This is a genomic window from Legionella steigerwaltii (assembly GCF_001468065.1).
GTDB lineage: Bacteria > Pseudomonadota > Gammaproteobacteria > Legionellales > Legionellaceae > Legionella > Legionella steigerwaltii.
Window position 1 is genome coordinate 1 of the sequence record NZ_LNYZ01000007.1, and the last position, 17,608, is coordinate 17,608.

Sequence of the window (17,608 nt, forward strand, 5' to 3'; positions counted from 1 at the left end):
ATAAGGTTTGGTAGACCTTAACAGTGTGGCTCATCTAGGTGCCGGGTAAAAGGGAGGATGAGTCCATATCATTGCTTGCTGAAGCAAATTAACCTTCGGACTGGCAGCTAAATTTTCTCATTTCCATAATGTCTTATTGATTTCAACAGGTAAAATGAGGCTGCGCAAACTATGAGAACTGGAATTGGTTGAAGCATAGAGTTTAAGAATATTCTCTGCCAGATATAGAGAAAAAGATTACTTATAAATATTAATGATAGGGGAGTATTAATCGTTTTCATTTGACTGATTATAAATGGCAAAATTACAACGATAAGAATTAAGGAATGATGAGACTCTACGTGCGGATTAAATAAAAGCATGTATAGAGAAGAAACGACGTATAAGAAAAAAGGAAAAAGGCGTTTGTCTATTTTTTTCTTGACCTGCCACGAAAACAAAATAGTCAAAATTGAAAAAGTTAAACGAACAATAAATTGTGTGTAATCAGAAATATTACTGTTTGTAAAAAGAAAAAATAAATTAAATACATGTGGAAATTCGGAGGTTGATAACAGCCTGTATCTTAAAATCAGTTCAATGTACTCTTGGTTCACATAGTTTGCTTTACTAATAATATATGGAAATAAAATAAAAAAAAGTGAAAAACAAATTATTCTAAACTGTAATTGACGATGAAATAAAAACATTAAACCCATAAAAACAATGGATAATGGATCTAAGAATACGGAGAAGCAGAGAAGAAAGGCGCATTTCGTATATTTCTCATCATGCCAAGCAGCAATTGCAAAGATCATACATGAAATCATCAATATGTCTGCTTGTCCTTGTGTAAATGGTCCTTGAGCGACAAGAAGGGTTATCCCAAAAAACATAAAAAGTTTTTTTCTTTCCGTAATTTTAAAAATTTCTAAAATTTTAAATAATGAAGAATACAGAGCGATAATTAAAATTATTTTCCAAATGATCAAAAATAGTTGGGGGGGAAGTATTGAGATCGGGATGAAAAAAATTGCACTTTGGGGTAAATATACAAAACAACTAGAATAAAGGGATGATCCTTTTAACCACTGGTTAGCAGCATTATAGTAACAGGAGTAATCATGAGTCATACTACTGTAAAAGGACAGATAAACAGTTTGGATGAAAAGTAGGATAAGATGAATAATCAACATAACAAATACAGCTTTATTTGTATGCTTAATAAAGTTAAATTCCTTTAATAAATTATTCATTATCTACATGGCAAATTTTTTAGTTTTCTGTTGGCTTAACTAGGACATGAATCTAGAGTCAATCAATTATGAGCTATAAATTTAAGAACGCTGCATTAACGCCTTGATTTAAGTGGCTCCCCGGAAAAGACTCGAACTTTGACCTAATGATTAACAGTCCCAGACTTAGCTATTAACCATAGCACTCTACAAAAAATAACAATAATAAAATCAATGCATTATCAAAACAATTGTTACTAATCGTTGTCATTTATTGCCGTTACTTTGTGGGCTAGTGTGGCATGAGTGTCCCATGAAATCAATTCAATTTTTCCAGCAAATGTAACAAGCGTAGATACTGTCTTTAAAAGCAAGTTAAGTTTTCATTAAAGACTTGCTTTTAAAGACAGTATCTACGTTTGCTATAATAATCTTAATTGATCTTATTTGGGATCTGAGATTGGATTGATATAAATACTTTCCTCCATATTTCAATTGTTAGATTAAGATCTGAATCAGGAGCATTAAATGACCAAACGAACTCACGAGGATATTTACAAGGATTATAAAATAGAATATCACATCATAAAGCATGATAGTGGACTAGTTGAAGGTACAACTGAAATTCATGGCCCAATTTGTTCAACAGCCACCACAAAATCTACTAAAAGTGACCTTAGTTTCTTAGAGTTTAACAATGAAACCGAGGCATTAAAGGCTCTTAAAAAAATGGCAGAAAAAAGAATTGATGAGGCGGAGTATTTCCATATATATAATGTTAAAACTTCAATAGGAGAAAATAAATGTAGCTCCTGTGGAAAAATAATTCAAAATTAGAACGTAGGTTGAGCTGCGACCCAACTATGATCTAATGATATCACTAGATATCAAATGTGAGTCTTGACCAGAACTACTCTTGCTTTATTTTTACCAATTATTAATTTTTACATAGTCTGGTCAAGCGAATGATAGTTGTTCCACCCGTTCCACCATCAATTTTGATTCTTGCTCGTGTTCCACTATTTTTATCTATAATGTATTTGTCTCCTAATACATTCTTTTAAGAGAATCATTCATTAAAGAGAAAATGGAGTAATTAAATGAGCAATTTTATTAAAGCAATGAATGAAATAGAAATGGTACTAATTTTTCTTTCGGCCTTTAATTACAAATCTACAGATGAAAATATAACTATAAAGAGCATAAGCCAAAATGACCATTCAAAAATTGACGTTTTACTTACACATTGCCATGAAAACTATAATTTTCAAATTAAACAAATTCTTTATGACTCCGAAACCATGAGTGCCTCAGAAAACAATTGTGTACAAGGATCAACAAAAGCTTTTATTAAATATTATAGAGGTGAAACTAAAACCCCACCGGAATTATTAGTATTCGATAAAGTTCAAAGACCCGGAATTGATGTAATCAACGATTATATATCTGATAAAGTTAACAATTTATATCCAAGTGATATTAAAGAAAACCTTGATCTTCTTATCTATCTAGATACTCTTGCTTTAAAATTTACAGAAAAGTGCATTCATAATAATAAACAAAAATTAAAAACATTCGGATTTAGATCTATTGCTTGTGTTCATTCAATGAATTATGCATCAGTCATTTTCATTAGTGATAAGTCTCCAAAAATACTTAGAGAGAGTTATGGAACCATACATGATTTGAAAAAAGGAGATTTCATCTATTTTTAATTTTTTTAATAAAAAATAATTATTTCATACTTTTAAATAAGTATTATTTAAGGTTTCATTATTCGACACATATTCGACACGTAGTTTAAATTCCAAAATAAATTTTCATAACTCATTGATTTTATTATGCCGCTGCGCAGAATCGAACTGCGGACCTTCTGATTACGAATCAACTGCTCTACCGACTGAGCTACAGCGGCGCATGGGAAAGTATACTTAAGTTAAATGATGATGCAACTGCCCTATGATTTATCTTGGAAGCAAGTGATTTATTTCTTACAAAAAAACAAAGGATTATAATCTTTTTCACCGATTTAATCTCCAATTAATTATTAAATTGAGGATTACCCTGTAATAATTTTTGGTAGTTTATTAAAAAAATATTCAAATAGATAAAAAATGTTTTATAATGCCGTTTTAAATAATTTTTTATGGCAATTTAAAAAAAAAATTAGTGTAAATAGAAAAAATTTAGTTTTAAATTATTAAAGATGAATATAACATAGCGTCACCCAAAAATATGACAACCTGTGAGAAACAAACAGTCCGTGAAAAAGAGCAAGACAGAAATAGATAAACCCATTAAAGATAGTGGTTATAGCCGAAGATTGAAAGACCGCCATGTGCAGCTTATAGCCTTGGGGGGAATTATCGGCTCGGGTTATTTTTTAGGCACAGGGGAAGTAATAAACCTTGTTGGCCCTGCCGTGTTTCTAGCCTACATATTGGGTGGCTTGATCATTTTTTTAACCATGCTCTGCATGGGTGAGCTTGCTGTAGCAATTCCTATCTCCGGTTCCTTTGTAACCTACACCGCCGATTTCATCTCTCCATCAGTTGCTTGCGGCGTAGGATGGTCTTATTGGATCAGTTGGGTAGCATATATCCCTGCCGAATGTGTTGCAGGTGGAATAATTATGGAGATGTTTACTGGGGTAAATGGTTACGTATGGGCTGTTTGCTTTGGCTTACTTATTACTTACATCAATCTTGCTAAAGTGGATACTTTTGGTGAAATCGAGTTTTGGCTCGCTTTAATCAAGATCTTGGCTTTATTAGGCTTTGTTATTTTAGCTATTTTAATTTTCTTTGGTCTCATCCATGGCTCAGAATCGGATGGATTTATTGGTTCCAAGTATATCTTTGGTGATGGTGGTCTTCTTCCTAATGGAACCATGTCCTTATTGACCGCTATGGTTCTTTTATTGGTTAACTATCAAGGTTCCGAAATCATTGGGCTTGCTGCCGGAGAGTCAGAAAATCCTGCGCGCATGATCCCTCATGCCATTCGAAATGTAACGTTGAGAATTCTTTTTATCTATATCATTCCCGTATTTTGTTTGGTGTTAATTTTTCCTTGGCAAAAAGCAGGCCTTTCCAATTCTGTGTTTGCTGATGCACTCAACTTTTACAATCTAAAATGGGCTGGGGCTGTGACCAGCTTTGTGACCCTAAGTGCGACTTTATCTTGTGCTAACTCTGGATTTTATGGAACGGTGCGCGCACTTAATGCTTTAGCGCGTGATGGTATGGCACCGCACACTTTTGCTAAATTCAATCATAATTCAGTACCGCAAAATGCGGTCATCGCGACCTTAATTACCATCTGGATTCTTTTAGGGGTAGGTTACTTTTTTGGGCAAACACAACTTTATATCGCCCTACTTCTGGTATCAGGATTTACTGGCACACTGGCATGGATTTCTTTATGTACTTCTCAAATTCGCTTTAGAAATAGACTATATCAAGCTGGGTATACTACAGCGAACCTTCGCTATGTGACTCCCTATTCACCCTACACCGGAATTTTAGCAATCATACTTATGTTTATTGCCTTGTTTTTCTTGGTATTGAATAAAGACCCTACCTATAAGCTTGCTTTCTATATAGGCATGGTTAGTTTTATAGTTCCTATAATAATCTACAAGCTTTTTGATTTATCGAAAAAAAGGAAAAAAGCGCTCCACTTGAAAACTCGTGTTAAGTTTCAGGACCTTTTCCCTCCAGTTTAATATGTAGCCTGGGTGAAGCGCAGCGGAACCCGGGGAAAGAAAGTATATTTATGCTCAAAAATCCCGGGTTCCGCTGCGCTTCACCCAGGCTACGTCGCTACATCCTTTCATTTAAAATTAATGCAACTTTTCTCCATTAGGAACTTTGGGATCAGTTGTTATGAGACATATGGCACCATTAGCATCAGAGAACCCAACTAATAAGAATTGGGAAGTAAAGCCTGCGATATTTTTTTCGCCTAAATTGACACATCCAACAACAGAACGTCCTAATAAAGTTTCTGGCGTATAATGTACGGTCACTTGAGCAGAGGTTTGTAATATACCGATATCCTTACCAAAATCCACCCAAACTTTATAAGCGGGTTTCCTTGCGCGGGGAAATTCTTCAACTTTAACTACAGTGCCTGAGCGTAATTCAATTTTGGCGAAATCATCATAAGAAACAATCATCTTGAAAACCTTATCTATTATAAATGAGTACAATAACACACAACGACACCCATAAATCAATTAGGATATTGGCACAACACTGGTTGTATTTAACTCAGGAACTAAGCTCTTCAATAAAATGAATAATTCATCATCCTGATTTTCCTCGCATGCTGAATGCAATAAACGCATTGTTTGGATTAACTCCTCCCAATTTAGCTCACGGAATTTTGCTTTGAATAATTTTTCATGTTCTGTTGAAGCCAATTGCTCTGATTCATGGAACAACTCTTCAAATAATTTTTCTCCTGGGCGTAATCCAGTGTATTCAATCATAATGTCCTTTCCAGGCTCTTTTCCCGCTAAGCGAATCATTTGCTCTGCTAAGTAACTAATTTTAACGGGCTCTCCCATATCCAGAACAAAAATTTCGCCCCCTTTTCCATTAACCATAGCTTGCAAAATTAACTGGCATGCTTCAGGTATAGTCATAAAATACCGTTGCATGTCAGGGTGAGTTACTTTTATCGGACCACCGCTTTGTAATTGTTTTTGAAATAAAGGAACGACACTTCCAGCCGAGCCTAAAACGTTTCCAAAACGAACAGTAATAAATTGAGTTTTAGACCTACCATCCAAGTTCTGGCAATAAATTTCCGCCACGCGCTTTGTAGTTCCCATAATGTTGGTTGGATTTACTGCTTTATCAGTAGAAATTAAGATAAATTTTCCGACATTAACAGATACACTCGCCTTCGCAACAATCTGGGTTCCGAGTACGTTATTCATCACAGCAACGCGTATTTGATTTTGCAAAAGAGGTACATGCTTATAAGCAGCTGCATGAAATACGATTTCAGGTTGAAAATTCACAAAGAAATGATTTATTGCTACTTCATCAGTAACACTCATCAACATGAATTCCATAGGAGAATCTGGGAAATTTTGCCTTAATTCAAGTTCAATTTGATACAAATTGAACTCACTATTTTCAACTATAGCTAAACTCTTGGGCTTAAGAGCTAAAATTTGTCGGCATAGCTCCGATCCAATTGAACCTCCTCCACCAGTAACCAATACTTTTTTTCCAGAAATCCCTGCTGTTAATCTATCCCATTCCAAATTAACTTGGTCTCTGCCTAACAAGTCTTCTATATTAACCGGTCTAAGTGCATTGACCTCCACTCTTCCAGAAGCTAAAGCATTAAGACTTGGAAGTGTGCTAAATGATGTTTTGCTTTCCTCACAACACGTTACAATACGTCGCATAACGGAAGAATTTGCTGAAGGAATAGCAATGAAAATCAAATCAATTGAATACTCAGTAACACACTTAGCAATTTGAGCTGTAGTCCCTAAAACTCGTACTCCATGTACCTCCAAACCGCGTTTTGCCAGGTTATCATCAATAAAACCTACAGGAATGTATTGCTTCGATCGTTTTAAATCACGGGCGAGACTTTCGCCAGCCATACCTGCACCGATAATAAGTACTCGCTTCATTTCACTTGAATTATTACCGCTCGCTTGTTTATCCCAATAAATCCTTCGTAACATCCTGCAACTACATAAAATTGCAGTTAAGATCATGCAGTATAAAGGAAAAACTGAGCGGGGAACTTCGTGAAGTATTGACACTAAATATAAAATGGGAATTCCTAATACTGTAGCAGTCAACGTGGCTTTTAAAATTCGCACTACATCGTTTAATGAAAAAAAGCGCCATAAGCCGCGATATGTTTTAAAATAAAAAAAGCAGACAACCTGAATTGCTGTCAATAAGGTTAAACCAATGACCGAGTGAGTTGAACTTAATATTTTAGGAAAGGGTTGCATGTTATAACGCAACCAATATGCTGCATACCATGCTACAGGAATTGCAAGCAAATCACACAAAAGAACAGGTAATTTTTTATACAGTTTTTGAAAAAATACTGACACCTTTTGTATCATACGAGAATCCTTCACTCATTTTTTATTACTATCGGAATATACACTATATTTTGCATATATCACATAAAAAAGCATCATCCACAGGAAAACCTTAGGCTAAAATGATTTCCTTTTTGATGGAAAAGCAAATGGATTTTCATATATTTCGTAGCGATAAGTTGAATCGGGATTGTTACTTACATAAGTAGTACTTAATTTATAGTGATATTTATCCAATATTGTTTTCAAACATGCGTCACTCGGCGTATAGATTACTTTTCCTTGTTTAATAAGCGACGTTAAAATGATAATTTTTGGCTTCTTTTGCCAAATACTTTCACAAAAGTGCGCATATATATGTTGCGTAGGATAGTGGGCCATTGCTAAATTATTTAAACAGTATGAGTCAATAAAATTCAAATTACTGGCATAAGGAATTAACCCACTATCCGCTAAAACGACCCAATCCCCAGCAGAAGCATGGTGATTTAACCAGTCTACTACCTTACTACGTAACTGCTCTCCTTTAACTGGATTTTGACTAAAATAGCGATAATCTGCCAGGCTCATTTTTGGAATTAAAAGAAACAAAATGACCAAAGTACACACATAAAAAAGTAATGAAAAAATAGAGTCCCTTGTTTGTCGGAAAACACACATTACTGTGTAAATACCTTGAACTACCAAAGGAAGAAACAAAGCAAATGCAGGTAAAAAAAGTCGATTTTCAAAAGCGACAACAGGGTCCGAGTCGACCAACATAATGAGGTAGACAAAACTAGGCAACCATAAAAAATAATGCCGTTTATCTTTAGCTTTAATACAAGCAGGCAAGACCAAAAGAGCCAAAGGCCAAATCAATTTGAGATAGTGCAGATTCAATGAAAAGGTAAATGATTTAGATAGTCCTTTGCAATACACTGAATTGGGGAACAAAAATCCAAAATAAATAAGGCGCCAAAAAAAATAAGGCCCATAGAAGAATACGAGCGTTAAACAAAAAAGCAAAACACCATATCGATACTGTTTTATTTCTTCTTTCGGTCTATCCCAACACATTAAAATAAAAAATAATATCATGAATGCAGGAGCTTCTGGCCGTGTCATTCCAGCAAGTGCCAGCAAAATCCCAGCGAATATAAAGTAAGCATTTACTGCTGTTCCCCGTAAATTTGGGAAAAAACTATACCCCATTCCTCTTAAACAGCAATATACGGTACCGCAGATGAATGCTTCATATACCGTTGTTTCCAAGCCACTGGTTGCCCATATAATTTGTCCTTTATAGAGTAGCAGTCCAAAACAAGGCAAAAGTGAGTCACGCTGAGAAAACCATAATCGACTAATTAAGTAAATAAAATAGCAGGTAATAAAAAGACCTAATAATCCTGCCAATTTTAAAACAATTACAGGATTACCTTTGAATAGAAGTGTTAAGGCCCCTAAAGCAACAAAGCTAAAATTGGAATAGCCTTCTACTGGAGGAGCATGCAAATTCCATAAAATACCCTCTCCAGCTACCCAATGTTTGGCATAACGCAAAGAGATAAACATATCATCAATGGTAAATGCCCAGATGGCTTGTATTTGCAAAACAAATAGATAGAAAAATAATAAAATCAGGATGCTGTCATACCATCGAAACCCTGGTTTCATTGAGCTAAAGCCATAAAGGTCAAGACCACAAAACACCAAAGATTAATTCGCGACAATCGATCACTTAAAAAAACAATAACCGGATCATCATTTTCAATATCTTGCATTGCCAACCAAGTAAAACGCCACAATGCGATTGCGGCAAAAGGCACGGTTAACATAAAATAAAATGACTCATCTCGAGCATAAATGATATAGAAAACGTAAGTAATAAAACTGGCAGAACCTATCGCGACAATCAGCCAATGCAGTACGAGAGGATTATATTTCTTCAATACCTTGCGCGTAGCATGCTTTAATCCTAATTGCATTTCCATTCGTCGTTTGTTTAAAGCAATAAAGAGACTAAGCAAAGTTGCCGCAACAATTAACCACGTTGAAATAGGCAACCCAATACCCAAAGTTCCGGCTAATACGCGCAGCATAAATCCTGCGGCAATACAAAGCACATCGACTATAGGAATAAGTTTGAACAGGTGGTTATAAGCAACATTAATCACTAAATACACGCAGAGAATAATAGCCAGTTTCTTAGAAATCAACCATCCCAAAGTAAGTCCAGTCAGCAGCAATAAAAACAGCATAAAGATTGCTTCGGATACAGAAACTTTCTCACTTGCCAATGGTCTATGACGTTTGTGGGGATGTAAGCTGTCTTCAGTTCTGTCTTCAATATCGTTATAAATATAAACTGCACTTGAAATCAGGCAAAAAGCTAAAGAAGCAAGTAACGCAGGTATAAAATATCCAGGAGTGGGTGTGTAACAAAATCCCAGCATCACAAAGACTGCTTTGGCCCAGTGGGACACACGAAGAAGCAGAAACAAATGTTTCATCTTTTCGATGAAGCTCACTTTTCTCACATCATTCATCAATTCATTCACCTTGTCTGTTCCTGTAAAAATGCAGCCTGGGTGAAGTAAAAGCATAACCCGAGAACTCTGCATCTGCCAGAACCAAGGTCATGGTCTCGCCTCGTCCAAGTTACACTGCTATGTACTACCCACAACATACAATAACTATAGTCAATTAAGTTAAAAGTATCATAATCCTGAAAAAATGCATCATTTCAATAGGTTAATCGCCAAATAAAATAAAAACCTTCAACATATTGAAACAATTTAGTAAAAAATAATCAAATAACATTGCATTTATACAATTACGAAGTAAGATAAAATATGCAAAAAAGGAATTTCATGCGGCTCACGCAAAAAAATATGCCATTGGAAGGGGGATATCATGCACTTTATTCTTGCACCTGGATGTATTGCGAAGTTTGACCATTTACGTAAAGATTATGAAGCAGAACGCCATGTTGATTTGAATGCAAAACCATCAATGATAGGTACACCTGTTTTTTTCGGAGGAACAGATGTCGTCAATCGCAGTAAACAAGTTTCGTTCTTAGAAAAAGTAAAAGCGGTACTTAAAGTACACTTACTCCACGAAGAAGACATCAAAACACCGCAACAGCGACTAGCATATATTATCGCAGAACGTTTTATGATTGCAGCGTGTCTGTATGTACAATCTCAAATAGGTAGTTCAAAACGAAACTCTGCTCTGTACCGTATCATTGAAGACAATTTGGGAGTAACAGATAAAAATTTCATGGATGATGAAGATAAAGAAACATGTTATTTGACTGCAGAGCGACTCCTTAAAACGACAAATGCGTTTGAACATGCCAATGTGGCATTAGGAAAAGATGGACATAAACCATTTACTGAAAAAGAATGGAAACAGTTTGGCGATTTTTTAAAAGTGATGTGCCATAAAAAAGAGGTTCCTGAACATGTCAGAAACTTTCCTGTTATCTCATTCACCCAACCTTTGTTTGGAGCTGCTTTTTCTTATGTAGGAGCTACCGTGGGTGTAGTATTGGCAGAGGGAGTTAGCAACTCGACCACGGCAATATCTCCTAGAGTTCAATTAACCGCTCTAGTAGGCAGTACTTTATTAATTTTTAGCCCTGCTGGTACAACCGGAGTTGCTCTCTTTGCACCAGTAATTGCAACCAGGCTCCTCACTTCGTTCTGTACGATCAGTTTGGCTCATATTATGGGAACAGCAGCAGGATATTTAGGGCAAGGAGTAGGCATCGGTGTAGGCTTCCCCTTCGATGCAGCATACAATTTACTTTGGTCCGTTTGCTCTCTAATTAGTGGTTATTACAGTACAACACCAAAGCTTGCAGCAATTGATGGAATACGTATTGCTGACGGAGCACCAATAATTGCTGGCATACCGGTTCAACTCGTTCCTGAAAATGCATTACCCGAAGGCTGTACTAAAAAAATTCTTGAAATAACTGAAGCAGGCGAAATTCGCATTGAAGGAGAGGAAATATCAGAACCCAAAAAACCAATGCAAATTCCCCCAGAAGTCATTGAAGAATTAAAGAAACAATTAGCAACTCGTACAAAAACGCAAGAATCAACAGAGATCAAACAAGGACCAGAACAAGAAGCAAAGAAAAGTGAGGAAGTAGAGCCAGGTGAAAGTTCATTATCCTTGGTATAAGTAGCTAAAATTGAACAAAAGCTAAATGACTGGGTGCACCAGTACCCAGTCAAGTATTTTAAGGACGGCTATCAACTTCTTTGCGTTGACTTGGCATAAAGTCTTTTCTATCAAGTCCCATTGCTACTGCTAAAGCTCCAGCAACATAAATCGAAGAATAAGTACCGATCACAATCCCAATGATCAACGCCAGAGAAAATCCATGTATGGCTTCTCCTCCGTAGATAAACAATGCAAGTACTACAAAAAGCGTCAACGTTGAAGTCATAATGGTTCGTGATAAAGTTTGGTTAATCGAAATATTCATAATTTCGATTGAGCTGGCACGACGTACCTTAACAAAATTCTCTCGTACCCTATCAAAAACTACGATGGTATCATTTAGAGAGTAACCAATAACTGCCAACAAACCTGCCAGTGCTTTCAAATCAAACTCGATGCCAAAAAAAGCAAAGATACCTAATATCAACACAGGGTCATGGACTAGAGCAACTGCAGAGCTTACTGCAAGTCGATACTCAAAGCGCATGGCAATATAAATCATCGTTGCTAACAGAGAAACAACAACAGCCAAAGCCCCCTTAGTCGCTAATTCTTGTCCTACTTGTGGCCCGACAAAATCAACTCTTTGTTTTACAGCACCTGGCAGAGCAGTCATGACTTGATCTACCAGACGCGCTTGCTCTTTATCTTCTCGAGGTGCAATACTGATTAATACGTCTTTAGAAGTTCCATAGCTCACAACCTGAGCTTCTTTGAAACCTGCCTTACTCAGACTTTCTCTGATTGAGGGCAAATCTGCAGCTGAGGAATAAGAAACTTCAATTTGGGTTCCACCTGTAAAATCAAGCCCCCACTTTAAGCCATGAATTGCTAAAGCGCCTATAGAAAGTACAAAGATCAATATGGAGAATATTGCCGTCCAACGACGAGCACCCATAAAGTCCACATTTGAATTTGGATTAAAAAATTCCATCTGAGCCTCGCCTTAAATACCAATAGATAATTTCTTAACAGCCCTACCACCATAATACCAATTTACAATCGCTCGGGTATAAGTGATACCGGTTAGCATAGAAGTGAGTAACCCTAAAGAAAGAGTTACAGCAAATCCACGTACAGGTCCTGTACCCACAGCAAACAAAATGATTGCTACGATTAATGTAGTCACGTTCGCATCAAGAATGGTCGCAAAAGCGCGCTCATAGCCCGCATAAATTGCGGCTTGCGGTGATAATCCATGACGCAATTCCTCTCGAATACGTTCGTAAATCAGTACGTTGGCATCTACAGCCATACCCACTGTCAATACAATCCCTGCGATACCCGGTAAGGTTAATGTGGCATCAATCACAGACAACAAAGCACAGAGTAATATCAAGTTAAGCAACAGTGCTATATCTGCGATAAGACCAAAAAGCCGATAATAGACTAACATTAAGATCAGAATTAAGCCCATACCCACTTGCAAGGAAACAATACCTCTACGAATATTTTCTTTACCTAAAGTGGGGCCTACTGTGCGTTCTTCGATTGGATAAATAGCAGCAGGTAAAGCTCCTGCTCTAAGTAATAAAGCCAAATTACTTGCTTCTTTGCTGTCAGCAAGACCAGTAATCTGGAAATTATTTCCTAAAGCATTTTGGATCACTGGAGCACTAATAACACGTTCCTCTCTATGAGTAATCCTTTTTTCCTCTCCATTTACAGTTTGTATGGTATTTTTTGTTTCAACATAAACAATTGCCATACGTTTGCCAATATTCTCACGGGTCACTTTGGTAAACAGGCTTTCACCCCCTCCACCAAGTTGTATTTGTACCGCTGGAGTTGCTGTTTGCTGATCATAACTAGAAACTGCTGAGGTAATTGAATCACCACTCAACACCACTTGTCTCTTTAACAAAATAGGGCGGCCATCCATCATGAGTAATTTATCATTGACAGGGATAGCACCCGTTTGTTTTGCAATTTGTGGATCATTATCCTGGTCCACTAAGTAAAATTGTAGGGTTGCAGTTCCGCCAAGAATTTGTTTCGCGCGGGCCGCATCTTGAATTCCAGGTAAATCAACAGCAACACGAGTTGCCCCTTGTTGTTGTACGACAGCTTCGCCAACACCTAATTCATTAACCCGATTACGTAAAATACTCATTGTTTGTTCAATAGTATTTTGGCGCATAGTGTTCAATTCGACGGGTGAAATTGAGGCTAAAATTTCATTATCCGTTTTACTTTTTACGAAAACGAGCTCAGGAATTTTTTCCTTTAAACCCGCATAGGCATTATCCAGAGTTTCACTGTCACGGAAATGTAAATTAACACCTTTATCTGCTACATAACGAATACCTGTATAACGAATACCAAGCTCACGTAATTCTTGGCTAATGTTTTTCATGATCCCTTCATAACGACGGCTAATCACACTGTCAACATCAACTTCTAACAGGAAGTGTACCCCTCCTCTTAAATCCAAACCTTGCTTCATTGGAGCAGCACGAATGGAATCCAACCAATTGGGTGTAGAGGGAGCCAAATTCAGGGCTACAGTATATTGGGATCCCAAAGCATTTTTAATGGCATCGCGAGCTAATAACTGGGAATCAGTAGATGAAAAAACAGCTTCTACAGCGTCGCTTTGAGCGATAACTGATTGATTAGGTATGTTATCTTTTTTTAAGATACCTTCTATCTGATTTTTTAATTCATCATAATCCACAGGTGTTTCAGACGAAATTTGTACTACAGGATTTTCTGTATACAAATTGGGTATGGCGTAAACAAACCCAACAACTGCGATAATAATCAGCATTAGGTTTTTCCATAGAGGATATTTATTTTGCATTTCCGTGTGTCCCTATGACTTTCTTAAAGCGATTTTAAAGTGCCTTTGGGCAATACAGTGCTTACTGCGCCTCTTTGTATATTAATCTCAACACCTTCTGCAAGACTGATCTTGATGTATTGGTCATCCAGATTAACTACCTTAGCTAAAATACCACCCGAGGTAACGATCTCATCACCTTTTTTTAAACGGCTTATTAATTCACGATGTTCTTTTGCTCTTTTGTTTTGAGGTCTTATAAGCATAAAGTAGAACAACACAAAAATAGCAGCGATCATAACGAGCGAAAAAGTTCCATCTGCTTGAGGCGCTGCTGTAGTCCCCGCTGCAGCCAGAGCATCGCTAATAAAAAAACTCATACTGTCTCCTTTAATCTACTATTGATAATCGCGTGACATCATATAGTGAATTGCTCTTAAGGTAAATGAATCAAAGCGGAAATTAAAACAGTTTTTCATAATATGAGTTCATTTTTTGAACTATAATTTGTTGGAACAGTTAGAAAAGGAATCTAAATGAATAAGCTAAAGGTCTTTATGCTTTTATTTATAATGACCTATTTCATATCAGGATATTCAACTACAGAAAAAAATTTGCCTACTTCGCAGCAACCTACTGTTCTTATTATAAAAAAAATACCACTTATCGTTGATGGAAAAAGCACTGAAGTATTTAAAATTGAACAACCCGATGGAACTTGGGGTTACCATGGAGTAGAAGGGCAATATTTTGATGCAATAGTTAAAAATACAACAACCAATCCTACAGTAATTCATTGGCATGGATTAATTTTGCCCAACTCAGAAGATGGTGTACCTTATGTAACACAACCACCAATTCCACCTGGTGGAACAGCTCATTACCGTTTTAAATTGCGCCAATCAGGAACTTACTGGATGCATTCTCATTTTGATTTACAAATTCAACAATTACTTGCGGCACCATTCATCGTTGACAATCCGAATAAAAAAAATAAAGAACATGATGTGGTTTTATTTCTTGCAGATTTTAGCTATAAAAAACCTGAGGCCATATTATATCAGTTGAAAAACAAAGGAACTGTACCCTTAAAAACAATGGGTAGTATGAAGCAAAAAACACCTATGAATGCTAAAGCAATGAATAGTTCGTCGAAACCCGATTTAAATGATGTGACTTATGATGCTTTTTTAACAAATTATCACACCCTATCCAATCCTGAAGTTATCCCTGTTCGTAGTGGAGAACTTGTTCGACTCCGTATTATTGATGGTGCTGCGATGACCAATTTCTTTATTAATCTTGGTCAACTTAAAGGCACAGCAATTGCTGTTGATGGACAACCTATCAAAGAGATTCCAGGCAATCAATTCCAACTTGCTGTTGGACAACGAATTGATGTCCTCATTAAAATCCCTAAGGGTGAAGGAGCTTATCCTATCCTTGCTCAAGGTGCTGGAACACAACTGCAAACTGGATTAGTTTTATCGACTCCAGGTGCTTCCAAAATATCAGTAAGTGAAAAAGCCCCTACCCCTGTTGGAGGACTAAATAATGATCAAGAATTTAAAACACACTCCTTGGCTCCTCTGCCCGTAAAACAACCAAATCAAACACTTACTGTCACTTTAGACGGCGATATGATGAACTATATTTGGAAAATAAATAATCAAGCTTGGCCTAATATTACGCCATTGAGTGTTGATAAAAATAAAAGAATAGAAATCGTCTTAATTAATAAAACCGGTATGGCTCATCCGATGCATTTACATGGACATTTTTTTGAAGTCACAGAAATTGATGGCAAACCTCTGAAAAATGGACCCATGCGAGATACTGTTTTGGTTTTGCCTCGTTCTACAGTCAAAATACAATTTGATACAGATAATCCAGGAAATTGGATGTTTCACTGTCATATGCTCTATCATGAAGCTACGGGAATGATGACTTTTATTAATTACAAAGGAATAAAAATACCGGACTTTAAGAAAGATACATTTCGTAAATAAAAACCCTTATATCGTAGCCCGGGTGAAGGCAAAGCCGTAACCCGGGTTTCGGTTAAGAAATCACGCTTCTATATCCCGGGTTTCGCTGCGCTGCACCCAGGCTACAACGATCACAAGCAACCAAATTTTCGTTAAAAGATTGTATTTAAAGACAGTATCCACGTGTTTATGATCTATAACGAGTCGATTCCATGAGCCAAATGATATACCTTATGAAACCCAGCTTTTTTTAATAACATTACAGCCTGTTGGCTTCTTTGACCCGACTGGCAATAAATAAGGATGGGCTCGAAAGGATTAAGTTCATTGAGACGCGTAGTTAGCTCAGCTAAAGGAATTAATGTTCCACCTAAATTTTTATGGTAGTGTTCCTCGGCTGTTCTTACATCCAACAAAAATAGCTCAGGATTTTCTTGCAAAAAATTTGGCAAATTTTCCCCTGAGATCGCAACAGATTGGATCTCCTCTGAATGCATACACAATCCAAAAGCATTTTTGTCTAGAGTATGACCATAAACACAAAATGAACATTCCTCATTTTTAGTCAACTGAATATTTTTTATTTCCATTGTGAGCAAATCGATACAGAACAATCGATTCCATAATGGCGCACCGCTATTGGTAATCCATTTAATCATTTCAGTCGCTTGCAAAATCCCTAATAATCCAGGCAGCGTACCGATTACCCCCCCATTTTGGCAATTTGCGTTGGTATCAGGAATGCTGGGAAACAAACAATGTAAACAGGGATTCTGTTGCCCATAAAACAAAGAACAGTGCCCTTGGAATTGGTAAGCACTTGCATAAACGTAGGGCTTTTCTAAACGATAACAAACATCATGAACAAGATAACGCGTATAAAAATTATCGGAACAATCCGCGATAAGATCATATTGCGCAATAAGTTCTTCTGCATTATGGGCAGTTAAACGAAATGCATAAGCTTGAATGTTGCTAGTGGAATTCAGCGTGTTAATCTTCATCTTTGCTACATCAGCTTTTGCCTTGCCAACATCGTTCTCTTGGTAAAGAATTTGTCGATGCAGATTACTTTCTTCAATCAGATCATCATCAATAATCCCTATCGTTCCCACACCCGCGCCAGCAAGATAAGGAAGTAGCGTAGCACCTATACCTCCTGCACCAATGCATAACACCTTTGCATTTCGCAGTTTTTTTTGTCCCTGTATACCAATTTCTTCTAATTTAATTTGCTGAGAATAACGTTCTAACTTGGATAAAACGGTCATATTAGGTTCCTTAACCAAGGTGCTTAATTTCTATCATCTTG

At 36.7% G+C, this 17,608-nt stretch carries 13 protein-coding genes and 1 tRNA gene; 5 read left to right on the top strand and 9 right to left on the bottom strand.

Annotation, left to right across the window (positions count from 1 at the left end):
• Positions 1-1,742 precede the first annotated feature (1,742 nt).
• A complete protein-coding gene (locus Lstg_RS04705; RefSeq protein ID WP_058476509.1) occupies positions 1,743-2,051 on the top strand; it encodes a hypothetical protein in 309 nt (102 codons plus the stop codon).
• A gap of 263 nt (positions 2,052-2,314) precedes the next feature.
• Positions 2,315-2,929: a hypothetical protein gene (locus tag Lstg_RS04710; protein WP_058476510.1), complete on the top strand. Its 615-nt coding sequence runs from the start codon at positions 2,315-2,317 to the stop codon at positions 2,927-2,929.
• 127 nt (positions 2,930-3,056) lie between these two features.
• On the opposite strand, the gene Lstg_RS04715 is transcribed toward Lstg_RS04710, so the two are convergent.
• Positions 3,057-3,129, bottom strand: a tRNA-Thr gene (locus Lstg_RS04715).
• Positions 3,130-3,459: 330 nt separating this feature from the next.
• On the opposite strand from Lstg_RS04715, the gene Lstg_RS04720 reads away from it, so the two are divergent.
• A complete protein-coding gene (locus tag Lstg_RS04720; protein WP_058476511.1) occupies positions 3,460-4,941 on the top strand; it encodes an amino acid permease in 1,482 nt (493 codons plus the stop codon).
• A gap of 117 nt (positions 4,942-5,058) precedes the next feature.
• Here the strand turns inward: Lstg_RS04720 and Lstg_RS04725 are convergent, their stop codons facing one another.
• The 4 genes from Lstg_RS04725 to Lstg_RS04740 form a co-directional block, all read right to left on the bottom strand.
• Positions 5,059-5,394 carry a tRNA-binding protein gene (locus Lstg_RS04725; RefSeq protein ID WP_058476512.1) on the bottom strand — a complete coding sequence of 112 codons (336 nt, stop codon included), beginning with the start codon at positions 5,392-5,394 and terminating at the stop codon, positions 5,059-5,061.
• Positions 5,395-5,454: 60 nt separating this feature from the next.
• Positions 5,455-7,326, bottom strand: a complete 1,872-nt coding sequence (locus Lstg_RS04730) for a polysaccharide biosynthesis protein (RefSeq protein ID WP_058476513.1) — start codon at positions 7,324-7,326, stop codon at positions 5,455-5,457.
• 96 nt (positions 7,327-7,422) lie between these two features.
• Positions 7,423-8,961 (bottom strand): hypothetical protein, encoded by a 1,539-nt coding sequence (locus tag Lstg_RS04735; protein WP_058476514.1) that lies wholly within the window; start codon positions 8,959-8,961, stop codon positions 7,423-7,425.
• On the bottom strand, positions 8,958-9,833 hold the full coding sequence (locus tag Lstg_RS04740) for a decaprenyl-phosphate phosphoribosyltransferase (protein WP_415583194.1): 876 nt from the start codon (positions 9,831-9,833) through the stop codon (positions 8,958-8,960). The genes Lstg_RS04735 and Lstg_RS04740 overlap by 4 nt, the downstream gene beginning before the upstream one ends.
• A 367-nt stretch (positions 9,834-10,200) precedes the next feature.
• Here Lstg_RS04740 and Lstg_RS04745 point away from each other — a divergent pair, with 367 nt between their 5' ends.
• Positions 10,201-11,484 (top strand): hypothetical protein, encoded by a 1,284-nt coding sequence (locus Lstg_RS04745; protein WP_058476516.1) that lies wholly within the window; start codon positions 10,201-10,203, stop codon positions 11,482-11,484.
• A gap of 58 nt (positions 11,485-11,542) precedes the next feature.
• Here Lstg_RS04745 and secF read toward each other — a convergent pair whose 3' ends face one another.
• From secF to yajC, 3 genes are read right to left on the bottom strand one after another with little or no spacing between them, the layout of a single operon-like run.
• The gene (gene secF, locus Lstg_RS04750; protein WP_058476517.1) at positions 11,543-12,460 is read right to left on the bottom strand and encodes a protein translocase subunit SecF; all 918 of its coding nucleotides are present in this window, start codon (positions 12,458-12,460) and stop codon (positions 11,543-11,545) included.
• A 12-nt stretch (positions 12,461-12,472) separates the two neighbouring features.
• The gene (gene secD, locus Lstg_RS04755) at positions 12,473-14,329 is read right to left on the bottom strand and encodes a protein translocase subunit SecD (RefSeq protein ID WP_058476518.1); all 1,857 of its coding nucleotides are present in this window, start codon (positions 14,327-14,329) and stop codon (positions 12,473-12,475) included.
• 23 nt (positions 14,330-14,352) lie between these two features.
• Positions 14,353-14,688 (bottom strand): preprotein translocase subunit YajC, encoded by a 336-nt coding sequence (gene yajC / locus Lstg_RS04760; RefSeq protein ID WP_058476519.1) that lies wholly within the window; start codon positions 14,686-14,688, stop codon positions 14,353-14,355.
• Positions 14,689-14,844: 156 nt separating this feature from the next.
• Between yajC and Lstg_RS04765 the strand changes: the two genes are divergently transcribed.
• On the top strand, positions 14,845-16,317 hold the full coding sequence (locus Lstg_RS04765) for a multicopper oxidase family protein (RefSeq protein WP_058476520.1): 1,473 nt from the start codon (positions 14,845-14,847) through the stop codon (positions 16,315-16,317).
• 173 nt (positions 16,318-16,490) lie between these two features.
• Here Lstg_RS04765 and Lstg_RS04770 read toward each other — a convergent pair whose 3' ends face one another.
• Positions 16,491-17,567: a HesA/MoeB/ThiF family protein gene (locus tag Lstg_RS04770; RefSeq protein WP_058476521.1), complete on the bottom strand. Its 1,077-nt coding sequence runs from the start codon at positions 17,565-17,567 to the stop codon at positions 16,491-16,493.
• Positions 17,568-17,608: the final 41 nt, after the last annotated feature.

Excerpts from the sequence above, each read along its gene's own strand:
- Lstg_RS04725 (WP_058476512.1), bottom strand. The coding sequence starts at position 5,394 with ATGATTGTTTCTTATGATGATTTCGCCAAAATTGAATTACGCTCAGGC.
- Lstg_RS04710 (WP_058476510.1), top strand. The coding sequence starts at position 2,315 with ATGAGCAATTTTATTAAAGCAATGAATGAAATAGAAATGGTACTAATT.
- Lstg_RS04735 (WP_058476514.1), bottom strand. The coding sequence starts at position 8,961 with ATGAAACCAGGGTTTCGATGGTATGACAGCATCCTGATTTTATTATTT.
- yajC (WP_058476519.1), bottom strand. The coding sequence starts at position 14,688 with ATGAGTTTTTTTATTAGCGATGCTCTGGCTGCAGCGGGGACTACAGCA.
- Lstg_RS04705 (WP_058476509.1), top strand. The coding sequence starts at position 1,743 with ATGACCAAACGAACTCACGAGGATATTTACAAGGATTATAAAATAGAA.
- secD (WP_058476518.1), bottom strand. The coding sequence starts at position 14,329 with ATGCAAAATAAATATCCTCTATGGAAAAACCTAATGCTGATTATTATC.
- Lstg_RS04765 (WP_058476520.1), top strand. The coding sequence starts at position 14,845 with ATGAATAAGCTAAAGGTCTTTATGCTTTTATTTATAATGACCTATTTC.
- Lstg_RS04740 (WP_415583194.1), bottom strand. The coding sequence starts at position 9,833 with ATGAATGATGTGAGAAAAGTGAGCTTCATCGAAAAGATGAAACATTTG.
- Lstg_RS04770 (WP_058476521.1), bottom strand. The coding sequence starts at position 17,567 with ATGACCGTTTTATCCAAGTTAGAACGTTATTCTCAGCAAATTAAATTA.
- Lstg_RS04745 (WP_058476516.1), top strand. The coding sequence starts at position 10,201 with ATGCACTTTATTCTTGCACCTGGATGTATTGCGAAGTTTGACCATTTA.
- Lstg_RS04730 (WP_058476513.1), bottom strand. The coding sequence starts at position 7,326 with ATGATACAAAAGGTGTCAGTATTTTTTCAAAAACTGTATAAAAAATTA.
- secF (WP_058476517.1), bottom strand. The coding sequence starts at position 12,460 with ATGGAATTTTTTAATCCAAATTCAAATGTGGACTTTATGGGTGCTCGT.